At 65.5% G+C, this 19,190-nt stretch carries 21 protein-coding genes and 1 pseudogene; 4 read left to right on the forward strand and 18 right to left on the reverse strand.

Annotated features, from left to right (window positions below; genetic code table 11):
* Positions 1-41: 41 nt before the first annotated feature.
* From hpaE to ACTPOE_RS15420, 7 genes are read right to left on the reverse strand one after another with little or no spacing between them, the layout of a single operon-like run.
* Complete coding sequence (gene hpaE / locus ACTPOE_RS15390; protein WP_458873114.1) at positions 42-1,496, reverse strand: 5-carboxymethyl-2-hydroxymuconate semialdehyde dehydrogenase; 1,455 nt, start codon at positions 1,494-1,496, stop codon at positions 42-44.
* Positions 1,497-1,503: 7 nt separating this feature from the next.
* Positions 1,504-2,280, reverse strand: a complete 777-nt coding sequence (locus ACTPOE_RS15395; protein WP_458873115.1) for a fumarylacetoacetate hydrolase family protein — start codon at positions 2,278-2,280, stop codon at positions 1,504-1,506.
* Entirely contained in the window at positions 2,277-2,945 is a 669-nt protein-coding gene (locus tag ACTPOE_RS15400; protein ID WP_458873116.1) for a fumarylacetoacetate hydrolase family protein, read from the reverse strand. Before ACTPOE_RS15400 ends, ACTPOE_RS15395 begins: the two co-directional genes overlap by 4 nt.
* 54 nt (positions 2,946-2,999) lie before the next feature.
* On the reverse strand, positions 3,000-3,842 hold the full coding sequence (locus ACTPOE_RS15405; RefSeq protein ID WP_458873117.1) for a TRAP transporter large permease: 843 nt from the start codon (positions 3,840-3,842) through the stop codon (positions 3,000-3,002).
* An 11-nt stretch (positions 3,843-3,853) separates the two neighbouring features.
* The gene (locus ACTPOE_RS15410) at positions 3,854-4,324 is read right to left on the reverse strand and encodes a TRAP transporter large permease subunit (RefSeq protein ID WP_458873118.1); all 471 of its coding nucleotides are present in this window, start codon (positions 4,322-4,324) and stop codon (positions 3,854-3,856) included.
* Positions 4,321-4,881 carry a TRAP transporter small permease gene (locus ACTPOE_RS15415; protein WP_458873119.1) on the reverse strand — a complete coding sequence of 187 codons (561 nt, stop codon included), beginning with the start codon at positions 4,879-4,881 and terminating at the stop codon, positions 4,321-4,323. The genes ACTPOE_RS15410 and ACTPOE_RS15415 overlap by 4 nt, the downstream gene beginning before the upstream one ends.
* An 11-nt stretch (positions 4,882-4,892) precedes the next feature.
* Positions 4,893-5,912, reverse strand: coding sequence for a TRAP transporter substrate-binding protein (locus ACTPOE_RS15420; RefSeq protein WP_458873120.1), 1,020 nt, complete (start codon positions 5,910-5,912; stop codon positions 4,893-4,895).
* 89 nt (positions 5,913-6,001) lie between these two features.
* Between ACTPOE_RS15420 and ACTPOE_RS15425 the strand changes: the two genes are divergently transcribed.
* Together ACTPOE_RS15425 and hpaR are read left to right on the forward strand one after the other, a co-directional pair.
* Positions 6,002-7,188, forward strand: a protein-coding gene (locus tag ACTPOE_RS15425) for an IS3 family transposase (RefSeq protein ID WP_458869997.1) whose coding sequence is annotated in 2 segments (ribosomal slippage) — positions 6,002-6,266 and positions 6,266-7,188 — 1,188 coding nt in all. Because the reading frame shifts where the segments join, the coding sequence is not laid out codon by codon here.
* Between the two features lie 150 nt (positions 7,189-7,338).
* The gene (gene hpaR / locus ACTPOE_RS15430) at positions 7,339-7,812 is read left to right on the forward strand and encodes a homoprotocatechuate degradation operon regulator HpaR (protein WP_458873121.1); all 474 of its coding nucleotides are present in this window, start codon (positions 7,339-7,341) and stop codon (positions 7,810-7,812) included.
* On the opposite strand, the gene ACTPOE_RS15435 is transcribed toward hpaR, so the two are convergent.
* The 3 genes from ACTPOE_RS15435 to ACTPOE_RS15445 all read right to left on the reverse strand — a co-directional run bounded on the left by ACTPOE_RS15435 (position 7,809) and on the right by ACTPOE_RS15445 (position 9,748).
* Positions 7,809-8,135: a Dabb family protein gene (locus ACTPOE_RS15435; RefSeq protein ID WP_458873122.1), complete on the reverse strand. Its 327-nt coding sequence runs from the start codon at positions 8,133-8,135 to the stop codon at positions 7,809-7,811. The two genes, hpaR and ACTPOE_RS15435, sit on opposite strands and share 4 nt — an antisense overlap.
* A 13-nt stretch (positions 8,136-8,148) precedes the next feature.
* Complete coding sequence (locus ACTPOE_RS15440) at positions 8,149-8,928, reverse strand: SDR family NAD(P)-dependent oxidoreductase (RefSeq protein ID WP_458873123.1); 780 nt, start codon at positions 8,926-8,928, stop codon at positions 8,149-8,151.
* A 73-nt stretch (positions 8,929-9,001) separates the two neighbouring features.
* Positions 9,002-9,748 (reverse strand): SDR family oxidoreductase, encoded by a 747-nt coding sequence (locus ACTPOE_RS15445; RefSeq protein ID WP_458873509.1) that lies wholly within the window; start codon positions 9,746-9,748, stop codon positions 9,002-9,004.
* A gap of 397 nt (positions 9,749-10,145) precedes the next feature.
* On the opposite strand from ACTPOE_RS15445, the gene ACTPOE_RS15450 reads away from it, so the two are divergent.
* Together ACTPOE_RS15450 and ACTPOE_RS15455 are read left to right on the forward strand one after the other, a co-directional pair.
* Positions 10,146-11,228: an IS630 family transposase gene (locus ACTPOE_RS15450; protein WP_458873124.1), complete on the forward strand. Its 1,083-nt coding sequence runs from the start codon at positions 10,146-10,148 to the stop codon at positions 11,226-11,228.
* Between the two features lie 11 nt (positions 11,229-11,239).
* On the forward strand, positions 11,240-11,539 hold the full coding sequence (locus ACTPOE_RS15455; protein WP_458873125.1) for a hypothetical protein: 300 nt from the start codon (positions 11,240-11,242) through the stop codon (positions 11,537-11,539).
* A gap of 21 nt (positions 11,540-11,560) precedes the next feature.
* On the opposite strand, the gene ACTPOE_RS15460 is transcribed toward ACTPOE_RS15455, so the two are convergent.
* The 8 genes and pseudogenes from ACTPOE_RS15460 to ACTPOE_RS15495 all read right to left on the reverse strand — a co-directional run.
* A complete protein-coding gene (locus tag ACTPOE_RS15460; RefSeq protein ID WP_458873126.1) occupies positions 11,561-12,841 on the reverse strand; it encodes a TRAP transporter large permease in 1,281 nt (426 codons plus the stop codon).
* On the reverse strand, positions 12,841-13,353 hold the full coding sequence (locus ACTPOE_RS15465) for a TRAP transporter small permease (RefSeq protein ID WP_458873127.1): 513 nt from the start codon (positions 13,351-13,353) through the stop codon (positions 12,841-12,843). Before ACTPOE_RS15465 ends, ACTPOE_RS15460 begins: the two co-directional genes overlap by 1 nt.
* Before the next feature lie 59 nt (positions 13,354-13,412).
* Complete coding sequence (locus ACTPOE_RS15470) at positions 13,413-14,432, reverse strand: TRAP transporter substrate-binding protein (protein WP_458873128.1); 1,020 nt, start codon at positions 14,430-14,432, stop codon at positions 13,413-13,415.
* Between the two features lie 53 nt (positions 14,433-14,485).
* Positions 14,486-14,881 carry a cupin domain-containing protein gene (locus ACTPOE_RS15475; protein ID WP_458873129.1) on the reverse strand — a complete coding sequence of 132 codons (396 nt, stop codon included), beginning with the start codon at positions 14,879-14,881 and terminating at the stop codon, positions 14,486-14,488.
* Between the two features lie 41 nt (positions 14,882-14,922).
* Entirely contained in the window at positions 14,923-15,837 is a 915-nt protein-coding gene (locus tag ACTPOE_RS15480) for a fumarylacetoacetate hydrolase family protein (protein ID WP_458873130.1), read from the reverse strand.
* Positions 15,838-15,874: 37 nt separating this feature from the next.
* Positions 15,875-16,552, reverse strand: coding sequence for a GntR family transcriptional regulator (locus tag ACTPOE_RS15485; RefSeq protein ID WP_458873131.1), 678 nt, complete (start codon positions 16,550-16,552; stop codon positions 15,875-15,877).
* 179 nt (positions 16,553-16,731) lie between these two features.
* Positions 16,732-17,853, reverse strand: coding sequence for a glycosyltransferase family 4 protein (locus ACTPOE_RS15490; protein ID WP_458873510.1), 1,122 nt, complete (start codon positions 17,851-17,853; stop codon positions 16,732-16,734).
* A gap of 237 nt (positions 17,854-18,090) precedes the next feature.
* A pseudogene (locus ACTPOE_RS15495) lies at positions 18,091-19,155 on the reverse strand (glycosyltransferase); the annotation flags it as partial.
* Positions 19,156-19,190: the final 35 nt, after the last annotated feature.

Genomic DNA, 19,190 nt, shown 5'->3' on the forward strand with positions numbered 1-19,190 from the left:
TCTCCTCCGTAGGGGGATGATGAGGCAATGTTGGCTGGAGTTCAGACGCCCCAGCGGGGGATCGGATGATCCCCATATGAGATGCAGATGTTCTTGGCTTCGCAGAACACCTCGTAGCTGTAATGGCCGCCCTCGCGCCCGGTGCCCGAGGCCTTGACGCCGCCGAAGGGCTGGCGCAGGTCGCGCACGTTCTGGCTGTTGACGAACACCATGCCGGCCTCGATGCCGCGCGCCATGCGCAGGGCCCGACCGGTGCTTTCGGTCCAGACGTAGGACGACAGCCCGTAGGGCGTGTCGTTGGCGATGGCCAGGGCCTGGGCCTCGTCGTCGAACGGGATCAGGCAGGCCACCGGGCCGAAGATCTCGTCCTGGGCGATGCTCATCTTGTTGCCCACATTGGCGAAGACAGTGGGCTGGACCCAGTTGCCGCCCCGGAAGGCCGCACCCACGTCCGGCGTGCCGCCCCCGCACAGCAGGCGGGCACCTTCGCGCCGGCCGGCCTCGATGCAGCCCGTGACCTTGCCCAGGTGGCCGGCCGAGATCATCGGCCCGACGATGGTCTTGGGATCAAGCGGATCGCCCACCGCCAGGCGCTGCGCCCGGGCGGCGAAGTCGGCCTGGAAGCGCTCGTAGATGCCGCGCTGGACCAGGATGCGGCTGCCCGCCGTGCAGCGTTCGCCGTTGTTCGAGAAGATCATGAAAACGGCGGCGTCCAGCGCCCGCTCGTAGTCGGCGTCGTCGAACACGATGAACGGCGACTTGCCCCCCAGTTCCATGGAGAACTTCTTCAGGCCCGCGGCGCGCACGATGCGGTGGCCGGTGGCGGTCGAGCCGGTGAAGGACACGGCTCGCACGCCGGCATGCGACACCAGCGCCTCTCCGGCCGTGGCGCCGTAGCCGTGCACGATGTTGAACACCCCCGGAGGCACACCGGCCTCCAGGGCCAGCCGTCCCAGGCGGTCCACGGTCAGGGGCGACAGCTCGCTCATCTTCATCACGGCCGTGTTGCCGAACGCCAGGCAGGGTGCGAGCTTCCAGGTCGCCGTCATGAAGGGCACGTTCCAGGGCGAGATCAGGGCGCAGACCCCGACCGGCTGCCACATCGTGACGTTCAGGTGGCCCGTGTCCGAGGGATAGCTTTCACCGTCCAGCCGCTGGATCTGCTCGGCGAAGAAATGAAAGTTATTGGCCGCGCGCGGCACCAGCGCCTTGCCGGTCTGGCCGATGACCTGGCCGGTGTCCCGGGTTTCCAGGCGGGACAGCTCGGGCACGTCGCGCGTGATCAGCTCGCCCAGGCGATGCAGGATGGCCGCGCGGTCGGCGGCCGGCCGGGCCGCCCAGGCCGGAAAGGCCTCTTGTGCCGCCCGCACGGCCCGATCGACCTCGGCGGCGCCGCCGCTGGCGACTTCGGCCAGGATTTCGCCCGTCGCGGGGTTCAGGGTTTCGAAAACGTCGGCGCTTTCGACCTCGCGCCCGGCGATCAGATGCTTGATCATGAATGACTCATCCCTGGTTGGAGATTGGGGAATGGAGGGCCTCGTCGCCCACGATGGTGTTGACCAGGCGGCCCACGGATTCGATCTCGGTTTCGACCACGTCCCCGGGTCGGGTCTCGGCCAGCCCTTGCGGAGTGCCGGTCAGGATCACGTCCCCCGGCGACAGGGTCATGAAGGACGACAAGTATTCGATCAGGAACGGGATGTCGAAGATCATGTCGGCGGTCGTGCCCTGCTGCACGACCTGGCCATTGATGCGAGTGCGCAGCGCCAGGGTCATGGGATCGGGCACGTCATCGCGGTCGACCATCCAGGGACCGATGGGCGTGCAGCCGTCGCGGTTCTTCACCCGCAGATTGGGCCGGTACCAGTTTTCCAGGTAGTCGCGGATGGCATAGTCGTTGGCCACGGTGTAGCCGGCGACGTGCGCGTAGGCGTGCTCGCGGCGGATGCCGCGCCCGCCGCGGCCGATGACCACGGCCAGCTCGCATTCATAGTGCATGCTGCGCACCCCCTCCGGGCGCCGGGTGGCCGCCCGGTGGCCGATGAAGGTGTTGGGGCCTTTCAGGAAGACCAGCGGAACCTCAGGCGCCTTGAAGGCCAGCTCCGCGGCATGATCGGCATAGTTCAGCCCGAGCGCGAAGGCCGTGCCGATCCGCGCCGGCGGCAGCCAGACGACTCCCTCCGAAGGGGCCGCACGGCCGTCGGCCAGGCGCAGCGTGCCGTCATCCTCGACGACCACCGCATGGATCGCGCCTTGCCAGGCGATACGCGCGTGCCTCATGCCGGTTCCTCCTCGGTTTCCACGGTGAATCCCAGCCGGGCCAGTCCCGGCGCTTCGACACGCACGGAAGCCCCCGCCCGGGCCTCGGGCGATCGGTGGACGACCCCGGTCAGCAGCACGTCGCCCTGGCGCAGGGTCATGAATTCGGTCACATCGGCCAGCAGCCTGGCCGGCGCGCGCAGCAGGTCGGCCAGGCTGCGCTCCTCGCGGCGGACGCCGTCGATCCAGGTTTCGAGGACCAGGGACGACAGTTCGCGGACCGCGCGCGGCGGCAGCAGCCGCATGGGCAGAGATCCATCGAAGCATTTCTGGCGGATGGCCGGCCGATAGTAGTCGGCGTGCGGCAGGCTCAGGTCGGCGGCCAGCAGGCAGGCATCGACGGCCTCCAGAGCGGATTCCAGCCGCAGCCGGGCGACATCCCGCCCCATGCGCAGGCCGATCACGGCACCGATCTCGACCGCATGCTCGCCGGCCGGCAGCCGCACGGCGCCGCCGTCCGGCATCCAGGTGTTGCGTGGCTTGAGGTACAGGACCGGAGCGGCCGGCAGCCCCTCGTACGGCGGCTGCAGCGCGGCCTCGCCCAGGCGCGACACGCTGACGGTGTCGTTCATGATGACGCCGTACACGGCGGCGTCGGGGAGCAGGATGGTCTTTGTTTTCATCATGTTTCGGCGACGGACGGGTTGCCGGCGTCCTGTTTGACCCATTCAAACAGAACACTAGCCCAGGACGTGGATCAGCCACAGGGTGATGCCGGGGAACAGGGCCAGCACGATGATCCGCAGGAAATCCGAGGCCAGGAAGGGCATCACTCCCAGCGCCGTTTCCTTCATCGAGACGTCCCTGGCCAGCTTGTTGATGATGTACAGGTTCATGCCGACGGGTGGATGCACCAGGCCGATCTCGACCACCATCAGCGTCATGATGCCGAACCAGATGGATTTGTCGCCCGCCGACGGGCCGAAGAAATCCAGACCCATGATCATGGGGTAGAAGATCGGGATCGTCAGCAGGATCATGGCCAGGGAATCCATGACACAGCCCAGCAGAATATAGACCAGCAGGATCGAGAACAGCACCATCAGGGGCGGCATGCCGCTGTGCACCACCCACCGGGCCAGTTCGGTCGGCATCTGCGACAGGGCCAGCGAGGAATTCAGCAGGTCCGCGCCGATCAGCACCATGAAGATCATGCCGGTGACGCGCGCCGTGCCCAGCAGGCTTTCGCGCACACCCGTCCAGCCCATGCCGCCGGCCAGGGCCAGCAGGCCGCAGGCCCCCGCCCCGACGGACGCGGCCTCGGTCGGATTGGCCCAGCCACCATAGATGCCCACGACCACGACCAGGAACACCAGCATGATGGGCACGACGCGCACCAGCGCGGCCAGGGCCTCGGACAGGGGCGCCCGGGTGCCGGTGGGGCCGGATTCCGGATCGCGCGTGACGAGGATGCGGATCACGACCAGGTAGCCCAACGCGGCCAGGATGCCGGGAATCACTGCGGCCATGAACAGCTTGCCGATGGAATCCTGAACCAGCACCGCGTAGATGATCAGCGGCACCGAGGGCGGGATCAGGATCCCCAGCGTGCCGCTGGCCGCCAGCGTGCCCGTGGCCAGACGGCCGGAAAGCCGTGCGCGCGCAGTTCGGGCAGGGCCACCTGGCCCATCGTGGCGGCGGTCGCCAGCGACGAGCCGCAGATGGCGCCGAAGGACGCGCAGGCCGCCACGGACGCCATGGCCATGCCGCCGCGCCAATGGCCGATCAGCTTGCCGGCCGCGTCGAACAGCGCCTTGGACAGGCCGCCGTGGGTGGCGAACTGGCCCATCAGGATGAACAGCGGCACCACCGACAGATCGTAGTTCGACAGGCGCGCGTAGACCAGGTCGTTCAAGGTATACAGCAGGCCCGTCGCCATCCCGCCGCTGGCGGCCAGATAGATCCCCACGCCGGCCAGCAGCATGGCGATCGCGATCTGGACCCGGCACAGCAGCATCACCAGCAATCCGGCGAAGCCGGTCAGGCCGATCAGGATTCCGCTCATGCCGATACTCCTTGATCCACGGCCATCTGCTCCTTGCGACTGCGGTAGCCCGCATGCCCCAGGGCCGCCCGCACCCGCCAGGCCGAGCACGCCACCGTCAGCAGCAGGCTGGGCACCATGGCCGCCACCGGCATCCAGATGGGCAGGCCCAGCAGTGTGGTGTAGTCCCCGGTCTCATGCAGGTGCAGGGCCGACAGCGCGGTGCGCCAGGCCAGCGTCAGCAGGACGGCGCCGAACAGCAGTTCGCACACGGCGTCCACGCGGCCCTTGACCGCGGCGGGCAGTTTTTCCGTGAAGATGTCCACGCGCAGATGGTCGCCCACCAGCGTGCAGTAGGGCAGGAAGGCGGCGGCGGCCACCGCCGTTCCCACCTGCATCATCTCGACGTCGCCGGTGATCGATCCGAAGCCCAGCTTGCGCCCGACGATGGACACCAGCGACATCGCGACCAGGGCGATGAACAGCAGTCCCCCGCCCAGCGCCAGCGCCTCGGACAGCCGGCTGAGCAGGCCCCAGCCGCCGCCGCGGCGGGTCATTTCCGCATTTGCGCGATCCATGGCGGCCCCCGTCACTCGCGGGCGAACGCGCGCGCGGTGTCGGACAGTTGCGGGCCGTCATAGCCCTTCTCGTCCATTTCCGCGCGCCACGCGGCCTCGACCGGCCGGGCCGCGTTCTTCATGGCGCGAAGGTCGGATTCTCCGATGTCGAGCACCTTGCCGCCGGTCGACTCGACGCGGGCGCGCGTCTGCGCGGCCACGTCGTCCCAGACCTTGCCGAAACGCTCGACCAGGGGCGGGCCGCTGCGCTCGTCGATGATTGTCTTCAGATCGTCCGGCAAGCTGTCGTATTTCTGCTGGTTCATCAGCACCGCCAGCACCGTGGTCGACGGGTAGGTCTGGCCGGCCTTTGGCTGGATGTGGTACTTGGTCACCTCGTCCAGCTTGGTGGGCAGCACGACTTCCCAGGCGCCCATGGCGCCATCGACCACACCCTTGGAAATGGCTTCGGTGACCTGGCCGGGCGGCATGGAAACCGGCTCCCCTCCCAGGACCTCCAGGATTCTGGAGGCCATGCGCGTGGGCGTGCGCAGCTTCAGTCCCTTGATGTCCGCGAGGCCCGCCACCGGGCGGTTGGCGGTGTGCAGAGCCACGCCGCCGTCCACGTGCACGGCCAGCACCCTATACTTCGAGAATTCCTTCCGGGCGTGCCGCTCGTAGAACTTCCAGGCGGCACGGCTGCCGGACGCCGCGTCGCGCACGACGAAGGGCAGTTCCATGGCCTCGATCACGGGAAAGCGGCCCGCCGAATAGCCGGGCGCCGTCCAGACGATGTCGGCCACGCCCCGCAGGGCCTGATCGGCCAGCTGGCCCGGCGTGCCGCCGAGCTGCATGGCTGGATAAAATTGACACGCGATCCGGCCATCGGAGGCCTGGGCGAGATCCGCGCACCAGGGCTCGAGCACCTGTTTCTGTGCCGGGGCGCCGGAGGGCAGGAAATGCGCGATCTTGAGGGTGACTTCCTGGGCGGAAGCGGAGGTGCAGATGGAGGCGGCCAGCGTCAGGGCCAGCGCGGCGAATCTTCGTTGCATATGTCTTCTCCGGGCGAAGGCGGGAGTGAGCTTGCCCCTGAATGACGAAGTCCTTAGTTCCAGTTAAATTGGAACTCAAGGAGTAAGAAATGACAGATTTGAGAAGGCGTGCGAAGTACACGCAGGAGTTCAAGCAAGAGAGTGTGCGTCAGGTGCTGGCGGGATCGTCAATCCGTGCCGTGGCCGATTCGCTGGGGATTCCGAAGGCAAGTTTAGGCAACTGGGTACGTCAACACGAGCTCGGGGATCTAGGCCCAGGGCCCACGAAAGCGACAGCGCCAGTCTCGGTGGAACAGATGGAGATTGCCCGTCTGAAAGCTGAGAATGCCCAGCTTCGGATGGAGCGTGACATTGCAAAAAAAGCCGCGGCGTACTTTGCGCTGGACACGCTGCAAAGTACGCCTGGATTCAAAAAATGAAAGGTCGCTGGCCGATTCGTGCGATGTGCAGGGTGTTGTGTGTCAGCGAAAGCGGCTACTACGGCTGGCAGCGTTCTGGACGTGTCTCGGCAGGTACTCGCTTGCCCGATGAACGGGTACTGGCTCACATTTGCGTCATCCACCGTGAGGTGAAGGCAGAGTACGGCTGGCCGAGGATCTATCGGGAGCTTCGGCGACGTGGGCTGAAGGTAGGAAAGGAGCGGGTTCGGTTGCTGATGAAAGCCCACGGAATACGCGCTCGCGTCAAACGCAAATATGTTGTGACGACCGACAGCAGGCATGCCTTGCCAGTAGCCCCAAATCTGGTGAAGCGGCAATTCAATCCGCCGCAACCGGACCGGATCTGGTGCGGCGACATCACGTATTTGCGTACGGACCAAGGGTGGTTGTACTTGGCGGCCGTGATCGACCTGTTCAGCCGTAAGATCGTTGGCTGGAGCCTGAAGCCGCACATGCAGACCAGCTTGGTCAAGGATGCCCTGGAGATGGCCTATTTGCGCCGCCGACCGGCACCGGGACTGATCTTCCACAGCGACAGGGGCGCCCAGTATTGCAGCCATGACTTCCAGCAGGCGCTGCGCACCTGGAAGATCCATCCGTCGATGAGCAGGAAGGGAGACTGTTGGGATAATGCGCCAACAGAGAGCCTCTGGGCGCGTTTGAAGGCCGCTTGCTTTGATGGCCGAAAGTTTGCTTCCCACCGCGCAGCCAGAGTTGCCGTGATGGACTGGATTACGTTCTACAACCACCGGCGACTGCATTCGGCACTGGGCTACACCAGTCCAATGGAATACGAAAAAATCTGGCACGCGAATCACTATAAAATCGCTGCCTGAACCCCGAACTAAGGACTACGAAAAACGGGGGCAATATCAGAGTTCCGCGGGGATCGGCCCGTTACGATGGCCGATTCACTAACATGTTATTGTTTTCAGGCACTATAAAGCTAACATATTAGTAATGTCAAGCACTGAAACCGGAGCGACATGAGCACACCGAAAATCCACCGAAATCTGCCTCAGCTGCTGCTGAAGGCGCGCGATGTCCTGCTGAGCCATTTTCGCGGGATCCTGACGCACTACGGCCTGACCGAACAGCAATGGCGGATCGTGCGCACCCTGCGGGAGCAGGGTCCGCTGGAACCCAATCAGTTGTGCGACGCCTGCCAGATCCTCAGCCCGAGCATGGTCGGGGTACTGAGCCGGATGCAGACCCAGGACCTCATCGTGCGCGAACGCTCCCCGCACGACCAGCGTCGGATCATCATCAGCCTGACGCCGCGGGGACGGGCGGTCTATGATCGGGTCGCCCCGCTGGTCGAAGCCCAATACCGCCTGATCGAGACCGCCATCGGCCGCGATCTGATCGACCAGACCTACGCCCAGATCGACCGCCTGCTGAGCGCGCCGCTGGACCAGGTCCCGTCCGTCGAGCTGCCGCCTGCGGACCCGGACCTCTAACCCAGGCGGACGCCGGTCGGGATCAGGCCGTCGTACACCGCGATGCGGGCGATGCGGTCCATCATGAGCCGCTTCATCTCGACGTGCGCCGGGCTCGTCTGGTAGGCGTCATGCGCGGCGGCATCGACGAACAGCGCGCTGGTCGCATGTGTGTACCCCTGGGACCGGTCGGCGACATTCGCGCCGTAGTGATACATCAGAACGCCCGCGCACTCGCGCCTCACCCGCTGCGCATGTTCCTCGACCTGACGATGGAAGCGCTCGTCGACGTCTTCCTCGAACCGCATCATCACGACATGCAGGAACGTGCCTGATTCATTCATCGGCGAACCTCCCTCACATCCTGGCCAGCAGGCCACCGTCGATGGCGAGCAGGTGGCCGTTCACGAAACTCCCCGCCCTGGAAGCGAGGTACAGGACCGCCGGAGCGATGTCCTCCGGTTCGGCCCAACGCCTCAAGGGCACGGAATCCTCCAGGAACGCATTGAACCGCGCCTGTTCCTGCAGCGCCTCCGTGAACCGCGTCCTGACGAAGCCGGGCGCCAGCGCATTGCAGGTAATACCCTTTTCCCCGTACTCGACGGCCACGGAACGCATCAGCGCGGCCAGCGCCCCCTTGGCGGAAGCGTAGGCCGAGATGCCCGGCATGCTGGCCATCGCCGCCACGGACGACATCAGGATGATGCGTCCATCTCCCCGGGCCGCCATGTGCGGCAGCACCGCCTGCACGCAATTGAAGGCGCCGTCGACGTGCACCTTGAATAAGGACCGCCAGGCTTCGGGCGCCTGCTCGATCAGGGGCATGCGATTCTGGTTGCCCGCGTTGCTGACCAGCACGTCGACCGCCCATCCCCGCGCCGCCAAGTCCGCCACGGCCCGCCGCACCGCCTCGTGGTCGGAGACGTCGAACGGCGCGGGCCGGGCATCCACCCCCTGCCGCGCCAGTTCCGCCACAGCCGCCTCGCAACGCGGCAGGTCCAGATCATTGACCACGATCCGCGCCCCCGCCTGCCCCAGACAGACAGCGATGGCATGGCCGAGCCCGGATCCCGCCCCGGTGATCAACGCGGTCCGCCCCCGCAGGCCGAAAATTTCCTTCAGATAATCGGTATTCATCCACTTCTCCTCGAAATCCGCCAGGCTCGCCGGCCTTCGCCCGCGTCCCTTGATACGTCACGCGTGTCGGCGCTCACCGCAAGGTCTGCACGCCCGCGCACACGTTCATGCTCTGTCCCGTGATACTGCGCCCCGTGCGCGAAGCCAGGAACAGCGCCGTATCGGCGATGTGGTCCATGGGCACCATGCGGCGCAGAGCCACGTGTTCCAGCATTTCTGCCTGCTGGTCGGCCTCGGATATTCCCCGGACGCGAGCCTTCGCAGCCACGACCTCGACGACGCGCCGGCTTTCCACGATGCCGGGCAGCAAGGCGTTGACCGTGATGTCATGATCGCCCAGCTCGATGGCCAGGCTCTGCGTCATGCCAACAACGGCCCATTTTGAAGCCGCGTAGGGAACGCGGAATGGATATCCCAGACGCCCCGCCACCGAACTCACGTTGATGATCGCCCCACGGTCCGAGCGCTTCAGTGCCGGTATGGCCCGGCGGGTGCACAGAAAATGCCCTCGCACATTGACGCTCAAGGTCCGATCCCAGTCTTCCACGGAAAGGTCTTCCAGCGCCACGGTCGGACCCGCGACCCCCGCGTTGTTGACGAGGACGTCGAGACCGCCCAGCGCATCCAGAGCATGGCCGAACCATCGATCGACGGCGGCGGGATCGGAAACATCCGCGCGAAACGTCCCGATGCCCGGCAAGACGCGCCCCGCCTCTCGCAGCGCGTCCTCGGACAGGTCGCAGACCTGCACCTGAGCGCCTTCCTGGCGGAAGGCACGTGCGATGGCCAGGCCGATACCCGACGCACCGGCTGAAACCATGACCCGGCACCCTTGCACACCATTCGTTTCACGCACGATATTTCTCCTTCGTTTTCCGGCGCGATCGCTGCCCGTCCGGGCCCGCGACCGGCCACGGTCCTAGTGTCCTGTCTGGTGAGTTTGGTCACTTGAATTCGGATGCATGGGCTTGTCAGGCAAGGCGCAAACCGCAGCGATAGCCGGTGCTATCGCGAGGATGAGTCTGGACACGGAGCAGTCCCTGCGGACTGCTCCGTGCCTGACGAATCCGAACCGCTTGCAAGCGGTGAGGTGGACAAGCAACGCAGCATGGCCAGCCCAGGCGCCGAAGGTAAGGATCGGAATTAGCCAGACAGGACACTAGTACATCGTCCCTTAAATGCTTTGAATAATTAATCGCCTCGGCTATCATGACGAGATGAACCGAGGCCGCCCTGCAACCCCAGTGAAGCTGGCAAAGAAGGACCGACAGGAACTGCTGTCGCTGATCGCGCGCAAGACCGCTACGCAGCGCGATGTGATGCGTGCACGAATCGCCTTGGAGGCGCATGAGGGCCATGGCAGCACGGTCATTGCGCGCAAACTGGGGGTATCGGTGCAAACGGTCTGCCTGTGGCGCAAGCGCATTGCTCAGCAAGGCGCCCAGGGTATTCGTGAAGGCGAACGCAGCGGTCGCCCGGCGCGCATCACGCACGAAGAGCGGCTGCAGCTGATCGCACTGGCGTGCGAAGCACAAGAGTCTGATGGGCGAGTCACGCCCACGCTTGACGAGCTCGTGGCGCGCGCGATGGCGCGCGGCGTCGTTGCACGGATCAGCCGCAGCCATGTGCAGCGCATCTTGCAGGCCGGCGACGTGCGGCCGCATCGGATCCAGCAATGGCTGCATAGTCCGGATCCGGCCTTTCGCGAGAAGGTCAACGAGATTTGCAAGTTGTACCGCAGGGCGCCTCGAGATGCGGTGGTGCTTAGCATCGACGAGAAGACCGGTATTCAGGCGACTGAGCGCAAGCACCGGGGCCGCGATCCCGCGCCGGGGCGGCTGCGTCGACACGAGTTTGAGTATGTCCGCCATGGCACCCAGTCGTTGATCGCCGCGCTGGATGTGCATACCGGGCAGGTGACGGCGGACTGTGGCGATCGGCGCACCCAGGCCGATTTGCTGGCCTTCATGGAGCGTCTGGCCGCTGCGTACCCTGACCAGCAGGTGCATGTCGTCTGGGATAATTTGAACACGCATCGCGCCCAGGCCGTCTGGCAGGCGTTCAATGCGCGGCATGCCGGACGGTTTCACTTTCACTTCACGCCATTGCACGCGAGCTGGGTCAATCAGATCGAACTCTGGTTTGCCCGGTATACACGCCGAGTGCTGCGCCATGCCAGTCACACCAGCACTGCGCACCTGCGCGAGCGCACGGCACAATTTGTCCGCACGCATAATCAGGCGGCACGCCCGTTCAAATGGAGTTTCCGGGGCTATCCGCTACAAACCGGCGAATCATAACGAGGAGCGACATGCCAGCCTTATCCGCCAAAGAACACGCCACCCACTTGCAACGACAACTGCGCCACCTGCTCGGCCATGAGCAGATCGCTACGCAAGCCTACGGGCACCATCTGCTGATCAAACGTGTGGACGATGAACAGTTGACCGTGGTGGCGCGGCTGACCGAGTTGGGCCGCAATCATTATGGCGCGGCTTTTCGAAGCCATAGTGGGCGTTGGGAACCGTTGCCAGGTACAGGCTCGCTCGACGAGATGGCACAGGTGGTCGCCACACTCTTGCAGCCGTATTTGCAACCCGATAATTATTAAACCTATTTACAGGATGATGTACTAGCCCATGATCCATCGGTAAGGCGCCAGCACGAGCTGCGGGAACAACACCAGCAGCAGCAAGGCCACGCACTGGGCCACGAGGAAGGGCCAGACACCCACGATGATTTCGATCATCCTGGCCTTGGTCACACCCGCCACCACATTGAGCACGGCACCCACCGGCGGAGTGATCAGCCCGATCGAGCACGCCAGCATGAACACGATGCCGAAGTAGACCGGATCGATGCCCGCGGCCACCACAGCGGGCAGCAGAACGGGAATCAGAATGAGCACGATCGGGATCATGTCCATGGCTGTCCCGACCACCAGCACCAGGCCGACGATCACCAGCATCAACAGAGTCGGCGAGTCCTTGACCGGTTCCACGATGGAGACCACCTGCTGGGGCAGGCCGGCGACCGTGATCATCCAGCCCGACACCAGCGCACCGGCTACCAGGAACATCACCATGGCGCTCATCTTGGCCGATTCCAGGAAGACAGCATAGAGATCGCGGAGATGCAGTTCCCGGTAGATGCAGGTCGCCACCAGCAATGCATAAACGGCGGCCACGACCCCGGCTTCCGTCGGAGTGAAGACCCCGAAGCGCAAGCCCACGATGATGATCACCGGCAGCAGCAGCGCCCAGAAACTCTCGACCAGCAAGGCCAGCACTTCTTTCACGGGCACTTTGGGCAACGGCCGGATATCGTCCTTGCGCGAGACCAGGAACCAAGTGGCGCACAGGCACAGCGCCATCAGGATGCCGGGGAAGATCCCTGCCATGAACAGACCGGTGATCGAGATATTCCCGGTCACCCCGATCAGGATCAGGCCGATCGACGGCGGGATGACCAGGGCAATGATGCCCGACGAGGCGACCAGCCCGCCGGACCGCCCCCTGGAGTTCCCCGCTTTCATCATCATCGGGACCAGCAGAGCCGACAAGGCGGCCGCGTCCGCGGCGGCGGAGCCCGACAGGCTCGCCAGGATGCTGGCGGCCAAAATGGTCACATACCCCAGGCCGCCCCGGATGTGCCCGACCAGGGCCAGGGCCAGACTCACGATGCGCTGCGACAGACCACCCGCATTCATGACGGCGCCCGCCAGCATGAAGAACGGCACCGCCATCAGAGGAAAACTGTCCGCTCCATTGAGCAAGTTCTGGGCGACGATCTGGGCGTCGAAGAAATCGAGCTGGTACATCAGGGCGACGCCCGTCAGGATCAGCGCGTAGGCGACGGGCAGTCCGATCGCGAGCCCGGCGAACAGCACGAAAATGAACAGGGCGAGCGTCATCAATCGGCTCCCGGGGAAATGTTTTCCGTCATGGCGCCCAGCCGATCGGCGGGCGTTCTGAACAGCACGTACAACTGATGCAGCAGGATGAATCCGGTCGACACCGCGAACACGATTCCGACCCCGAAGAACCAGGCCTGCGAAAGCCCGGAAGCCGGCGCCGTCGCCTCGTAATTCAGGCGCGTCTGCTCGATGCTGCCCATGAGGATCAGCCATGTGGCATAGATCATCAGGACACAGGCGACGATCAGGCACAGCTTGCGGACCTTGGGCGCCAGGGCCTGCACCACCACGTCGACGCCCAGGTGCGAACGTTCGCGCAACACAAGGATCGACCCCAGGAAAGTCAGCCAGACGAAGCACCAGCGCGCCAGTTCCTCCGATACGGGCAGCCCCGTGTTGAAGACATAGCGCATCACGACATTGGCGAACACCATGACGACCATGGCGACGAGACAGGCGACGATGGCGACTTTCAATAAAGCGTCGTAGGCCCCGATCAGTTTCGACATGGGCGCTCCAATCAAGAAGGCATGCCCGGCCAGCCGGGCATGCGGGGTTTCGATGGTCCTTACTGCTGTCCGCGGACCTTCTGGATGGCCGCCAGCGTCTCGTCAACGAGCTCGGCGCCCAGCTCCGTCTTGTACTTCGCGGTCACGGAGGCCGTCGCCTCGACCATGCGGGCCTTTTCCGCCGGATCGATCTTGTTGAACTCCATGCCGGCGCCAACCAGCTCCTGCACGACATCCTTTTCCATCTTGCGGCTGACTTCGCGGAAATACGTGACCGACTCCGCGCACGAATCGCGCAGCACGGCCTGTTCTTCCGCACTCAGACGATCCCAGAACCGCTTGCTTGCCATCACCACGGCGGGCAGAAACACATGCTTGGTTTCCGTCAGGTACTTCTGGATTTCCTGGTAGCCGCTGCTCTTGGTGACGAGGAAGGAGCTTTCCTGCCCGTCGATGGCCTTGCTTTCGAGCGCCGTATAGGTCTCCGAGTACGGCAGCGGCAGCGGGTTGGCACCCAGGGCCTTGAATGTATCGATATAGATGCGATTCTGCAGAACCCGCAGCTTCAGGTCATTGAAGTCCTCGAGCTTGCGAATCGGATGCTTGCTATTGGTGACCTGGCGAAAACCATAGTCCCAATAGCACAGGCCCACGAGGTTCTTGGCGGAGAACTTCTCCAGCAGGCGCTGGCCGACAGGCCCGTCGATGACCGCGTCGGCCTCCTCGATACTATGGAACAGGAACGGCAGGTCGAAGATCCCCAGTTCCTTGACATTGCCGGCGGCGCCAGCCGTGGACACCACCGACAGCTCGACGATGCCGCCCTGCGCGGAGGACATGGACTGGATTTCGTTGCCCAACTGGGCATCGGGATAGCCGGTGATCTTGAACTTGCCGCCGCTCTTTTCGCGTGCGACGTCGACGAATTTCTGGACGGCCAGGCCCACGGGATTGCTGGCGCTGACCGCGTAGCTGAATTTCATGCTGCGGTCCTTGACGTCGGCCGACGCCTGTCCGGCCACGCAAGCCAGCAGAACCGCCGTCAGGCAGACTGCGGTCGATTTCACTTTGAACGACATGGATGTGTCTCCTATGCTTTGACTTTTAAAACCCGCCACCTCGAGTGGCCGGATCACCTCAGTTCCTGCCCGGCCAGCGAGCCTTCGAGAAATTTGTTCGGTTTCAGAAAGAACGACAGGACCAGCGCTCCATTGGGGGAGCGGGCGATATGCCGGTTGCCTTTCGGGCGCCAGACGTAATCACCTTCCCGGACTTCGCCCTCGTCGTCGACGATGCTGCCACTGAGCACATAGGTCTGCTCGATCTCCACATGCTCGTGCAACGGCAAGGCGGTACCGGGTTGCCAGCGGAACAACGCGGTCATCAGACCGGTTTCCGGGATGTCCAGAAGGATCTTCATATCGATGCCGGGTGTGGGCGTCGGCTTCCAGAGCAGAGTCCCCACGTCAACGTAGCGGGAGGCCAGTTCGCCGCTCGCGAACGGCGCCAGATGTTCAGGCAGAGTCATGTGTTTCTCCTGTGTACGGATGGCGGCACGATGCCGGCGCATCACTCCGATACGGTATTGGTCAGCGTGCCGATGTGCTGCACGGAGGCCGAGACGACATCCCCCACCTTCAGGCATGCGGGAGGCGTCATGGCGAAGCCCACGCCCCTGGGTGTGCCGGTGGCGATGACATCGCCCGGCTCCAGCGTCATCCCCGCCGAAAGCTGCTCGATGATCGTCCGCACGTCGAAGATCATTGACGACGTGTTGTCCGACTGCCGCAATTCCCCGTTCACGGTCAGCGAAATATCGAGATCGTTCGCGTTGGCGATGGCGGAACGATGGACGACCACAGGCCCCATGGGGCACGTGGCATCCAGTCCCTTGCCCTTGAACCACTGCCCATGGCGCTGCTGCAGGTCGCGGGCGGTGATGTCGTTGACGATCGTGTACCCGAACACATGGTCCAGCGCATCGGCACGGGCGATGTCCCGGCCACGGCGACCGATGACGATGGCGAGTTCGACCTCATAATCCAGGCTGTCCGTCAGGCTGGCGTACCTCGGCACTTGATCGCCGTGTCCGATGACCGCCGTGGGCGGTTTGGTAAAAAACTCGATGGCGGTCGGGAACAGGTCAGCCGGCCGGCCGCGCGCCAGGTTGCCCTCGATGATATGGTCCCGATAGTTCCGGCCCACACAAAAGAGATTCTTCTTCAGGCGCAGAGGCGCCGTCACACGCAGCTCCGCGAAACCACGTCCCGCTGCGTCGGCCGCATCAGCCCGCCGCAGGCAGGTCTCGACGGCGTCCAGGGCCGCCGTACCCAACCCGATCAGTTCACCGACGTCCGCCGGTACGAACGGCAGGCCGTGGTCAGGACAGGCCGCCAGCAGCGCGGAAAGATCCACGACCTTGCCGTCATCCTTCAACAAGCCGAGCCTCGACTCTTCTCGATCAAGAAAACTCAGGAATTTCATTTGAAAATCACCTCTCGCCACACATCAATGGAGCCGCTCAGGCATCGGACGCCGGAGCCCCGCTCCGGATGAACCGCCTGAACGCCACGAGCAGGCTATGCACGTGATCGCGCGCCAGCCGTTCCGCCAGGCCGGCGTCGCGCTGCTCGATCGCGTCGATCATCGCGAGATGCTCGCGCAGGGAATCCTCGCCGCGATGCAGCCGCTTGATCGTCTGCCGCCGGAACGTCGTCTGGCGGTGCCCGAAGGCGGCCCACACTTTTTCCAGCAGGCGGTTGTTCGCCAGCGCGATGATCTCCTCGTGGAAGGTCACGTTGGCCTGCGCATAGGCATTCGCATCCCGCTCCCCGGACTCCACCAGGAAAGGCGCGAACAACGCCCGCAGACGCTCCACGTCGCGCTGGGAAGCGTTCAGCGCGGCCTCGTGCGCGGCAAAACCTTCGAGCATCTCGCGCAGTTGCAGCCATTCGATGTATTCCTCGTCCGTCACCGGCGAGAGCAAGGCCCCGCGCCCCGGGCGCAGGCTGACCAGACCGGTGCTTTCCAGCCGGATCAGCGCTTCGCGCACGGGCGTCCGGCTGACACCCAGCTGATTGGCGAGGTCTTCCTCCCGGACACGAACCGGCTCCGTGATGTCCTGCATCATGCCGCCGAGGAGTGTTCTGACATCCTCATAGACCGACTGGGCCGTCGGGTTTTTTTGTGTGCTGTTCATGGAGTTTTTATACAAAACAAATTTCTGTATACAAATTATAGTTTCGTATGGAAAATGCACTACTAGGGAAAACACGGACCCGCGATCGTTGTATTCTCAAACGCACAGACCCCGCCTCTCAGGGCGGGGTCTGCTGCTATGCATCGTCATGCGCCGAATGCGGCGAGCGGAAAACAGGCTCAACGTCCTGGAGGCGCCAGCTCTCGATACACGTCCAGGTGAGCCCGGACGATCCGGTCCAGGCCGAAATCGCGTTCCGCCAGCACCCGGCCCGCGGCGCCCATGCGGACCCGCCGCTGCTCGTCCCCGGCCAGGGCCGCGACCGCGTCGGCCAGCGTCCGCGCATCCCGGGGTGGCACCAGCACGCCGCTGACCCCGGGCTCGATGGCGTCCCGGCACCCCGGCACGTCCGTGGTCACCACCGGCCGGCCGCAGGCAGCCGCCTCGATCAGGGACTTGGGCAGACCCTCGCGGTAGGACGGCAGCGCCACGATGTGCGCCTGCGCGTAGAAGCCGGCGACGTCCGCGCATTCGCCCACGTACTCGATCGTCCCCTCCGTCCGCCAGGCCTCCAGTTCGCCGGCCGTCACCGAAGCCGGATTCTCCGGATCCAGGCTGCCGGCCAGCCGCCAGCGCAGCCCTTCGCCGCGCGCCGCGGACGTCCGGGCCGCCTCGACGAACTCCCGCACACCCTTGTCGTGCAGCAGCCTGCTGGCCATCGCGACGGTCACGGGCCCTTCCGGCCAGGGTTGGGGCGCGAACCTGTCCAGATCGACGCCCGAGCCGCGCAGCAGCACGGCCTGGTCGGGACGCACGGCGCCGGCCCGCTCCAGTACGTCGCGGTCGGCGGTGTTCTGGAAAATCACCCGGCTGTTCGGATGCCCCAGGGCCAGGCGATACAGGACCAGGGCCAGTCGCCGCAGCACGCCGCGCAGCCCGGAGCCCTGGATGAACACGTAGCCCAGACCGGAAATCGCCGCGACATAAGCGGGCACCCCGGCCAGGCGGGCGGCGATGCCGCCGTAGAGCACGGACTTGAGGGTGACGGCGTGCACCAGGCCGGGCCGCACCCGGCGGAACAGGCGCCAGATCGCCCACAGGCTGCGGGCCTCGGTCCAGGGCCGCATGCTGGTGCGCGACAGGGGCAGGACGTGGTGTGTCAGGCCCAGCGCCTCGATCCGCGCCACCGCCGGGCCGCCCATGGACGCGACGTGCACTTCGTAGCCCGCGTCGCGGGCGGCCAGGGCGACCGGCAGCCGGTGCGATACCAGGAATGCCGGATTGGTGATGAAAAACAGCAGCCGGGGCGCCGGGGCCGGTCCGCCCGCTTCCGCCGAAGCCCGGGCCGCGGCCGGAACCGCCGCAACCGCTTCGCCGGTCGGCCCGGCCGCCGGGAAATCGGCGGCCAGCCGGCGCCAGACGGTTTCGTAGCGATCCACCATGGCCCCCAGGCTGTAGCGCCGCTCGACGGACGCCCGGGCCGCATCGCGCCGCGCCGGCCAGCCGGCGTCGCGCACGGCGCCCACCGCCTGATCGATGGCGCCCGCCAGGGCCACCGCGTCGCCCGGCGGCACGACCCAGCCGTGCTCGCCCACGATGTCGGCCGCGTCCCCCACGTCGGTCACGACGCAGGCCACGCCGGAGGCCATGGCCTCGGAGACCACGTTGGGAAAGCCTTCGGCCTTGCTCGACAGCACGTGAATGTCCAGCGCCCGCATCAGTTCCGGGACATCGTCGCGCCGCCCCAGAAAGATCAGGTGGTCCAGCAGGCCGTAATGCCGCGCCAGAGCGATCAGGTCCGCATTGTCGCGCGACATGCCCAGTCCGATCAGCACGCAGCGCAGGTCCGGATGAGCGCGCACGCACAGGGCAAGCGCCGCCAGCAGGTTCTCATGATCTTTCAAGGGATTCCAGCGCGCCACGCTGCCCAGCAGCGGCGCACCCTCGGGCACGCCCCAGCGGGCGCGCAATCCGGCGGTCCCCGCCGGATCCGGGTGCCAGACGTCCAGGTCGTAGCCGTTGGGCACCACCAGGATCCGGTCGGCGCGGTATCCCCAGGCCCGATGGACCTCGGCCGCCTTGCGGGCGCAGGCGACGATGACGCCCGGCACCCAGCCCGACACCCGGGCGCAGGCCCAGGCCGCCGCGCGGGAAGACCGGCTGCTTTCCCCGAGACTGACGCCCGAATTGCGCACGCCCCAGGCCACGGCGCGGATGCCGGTCAGACGCGCCACGAGGCCGCCGATCAGGTCGGCGTGATACATCCAGGTCTGCACCACGTCGGGACGACGCGCGCGCAGCAGCCGGTACAGCCGCCACAGGCCGCGGACGTTCCCGGTCCAGCCCTGCATGTCCAGGCAGACCACCTCGACGCCGGCCTCGCGCAGCCGCGCGCCCATGACGCCTTCGCCGCGCATGGACACGACCGTGTGCCGGACCGTGCCGCCGGGCGCCGTGACCAGGCGGAACAGCACGGTCTCGGCGCCGCCGTGCAGCAGCCCCGAAATCACGTGCATGACCCGCAGGGGCGCCCGATCCTCCGTGGATCCGGGACCGCCGGCCGGCCGGGGGTTGGCGGGCTGGCCCGCTTCGTTTCCGTTCATGAAGTTTCCTCGACCATCGGGACCATCGCGGGCAC

The organism is Castellaniella sp. WN, from assembly GCF_054457555.1.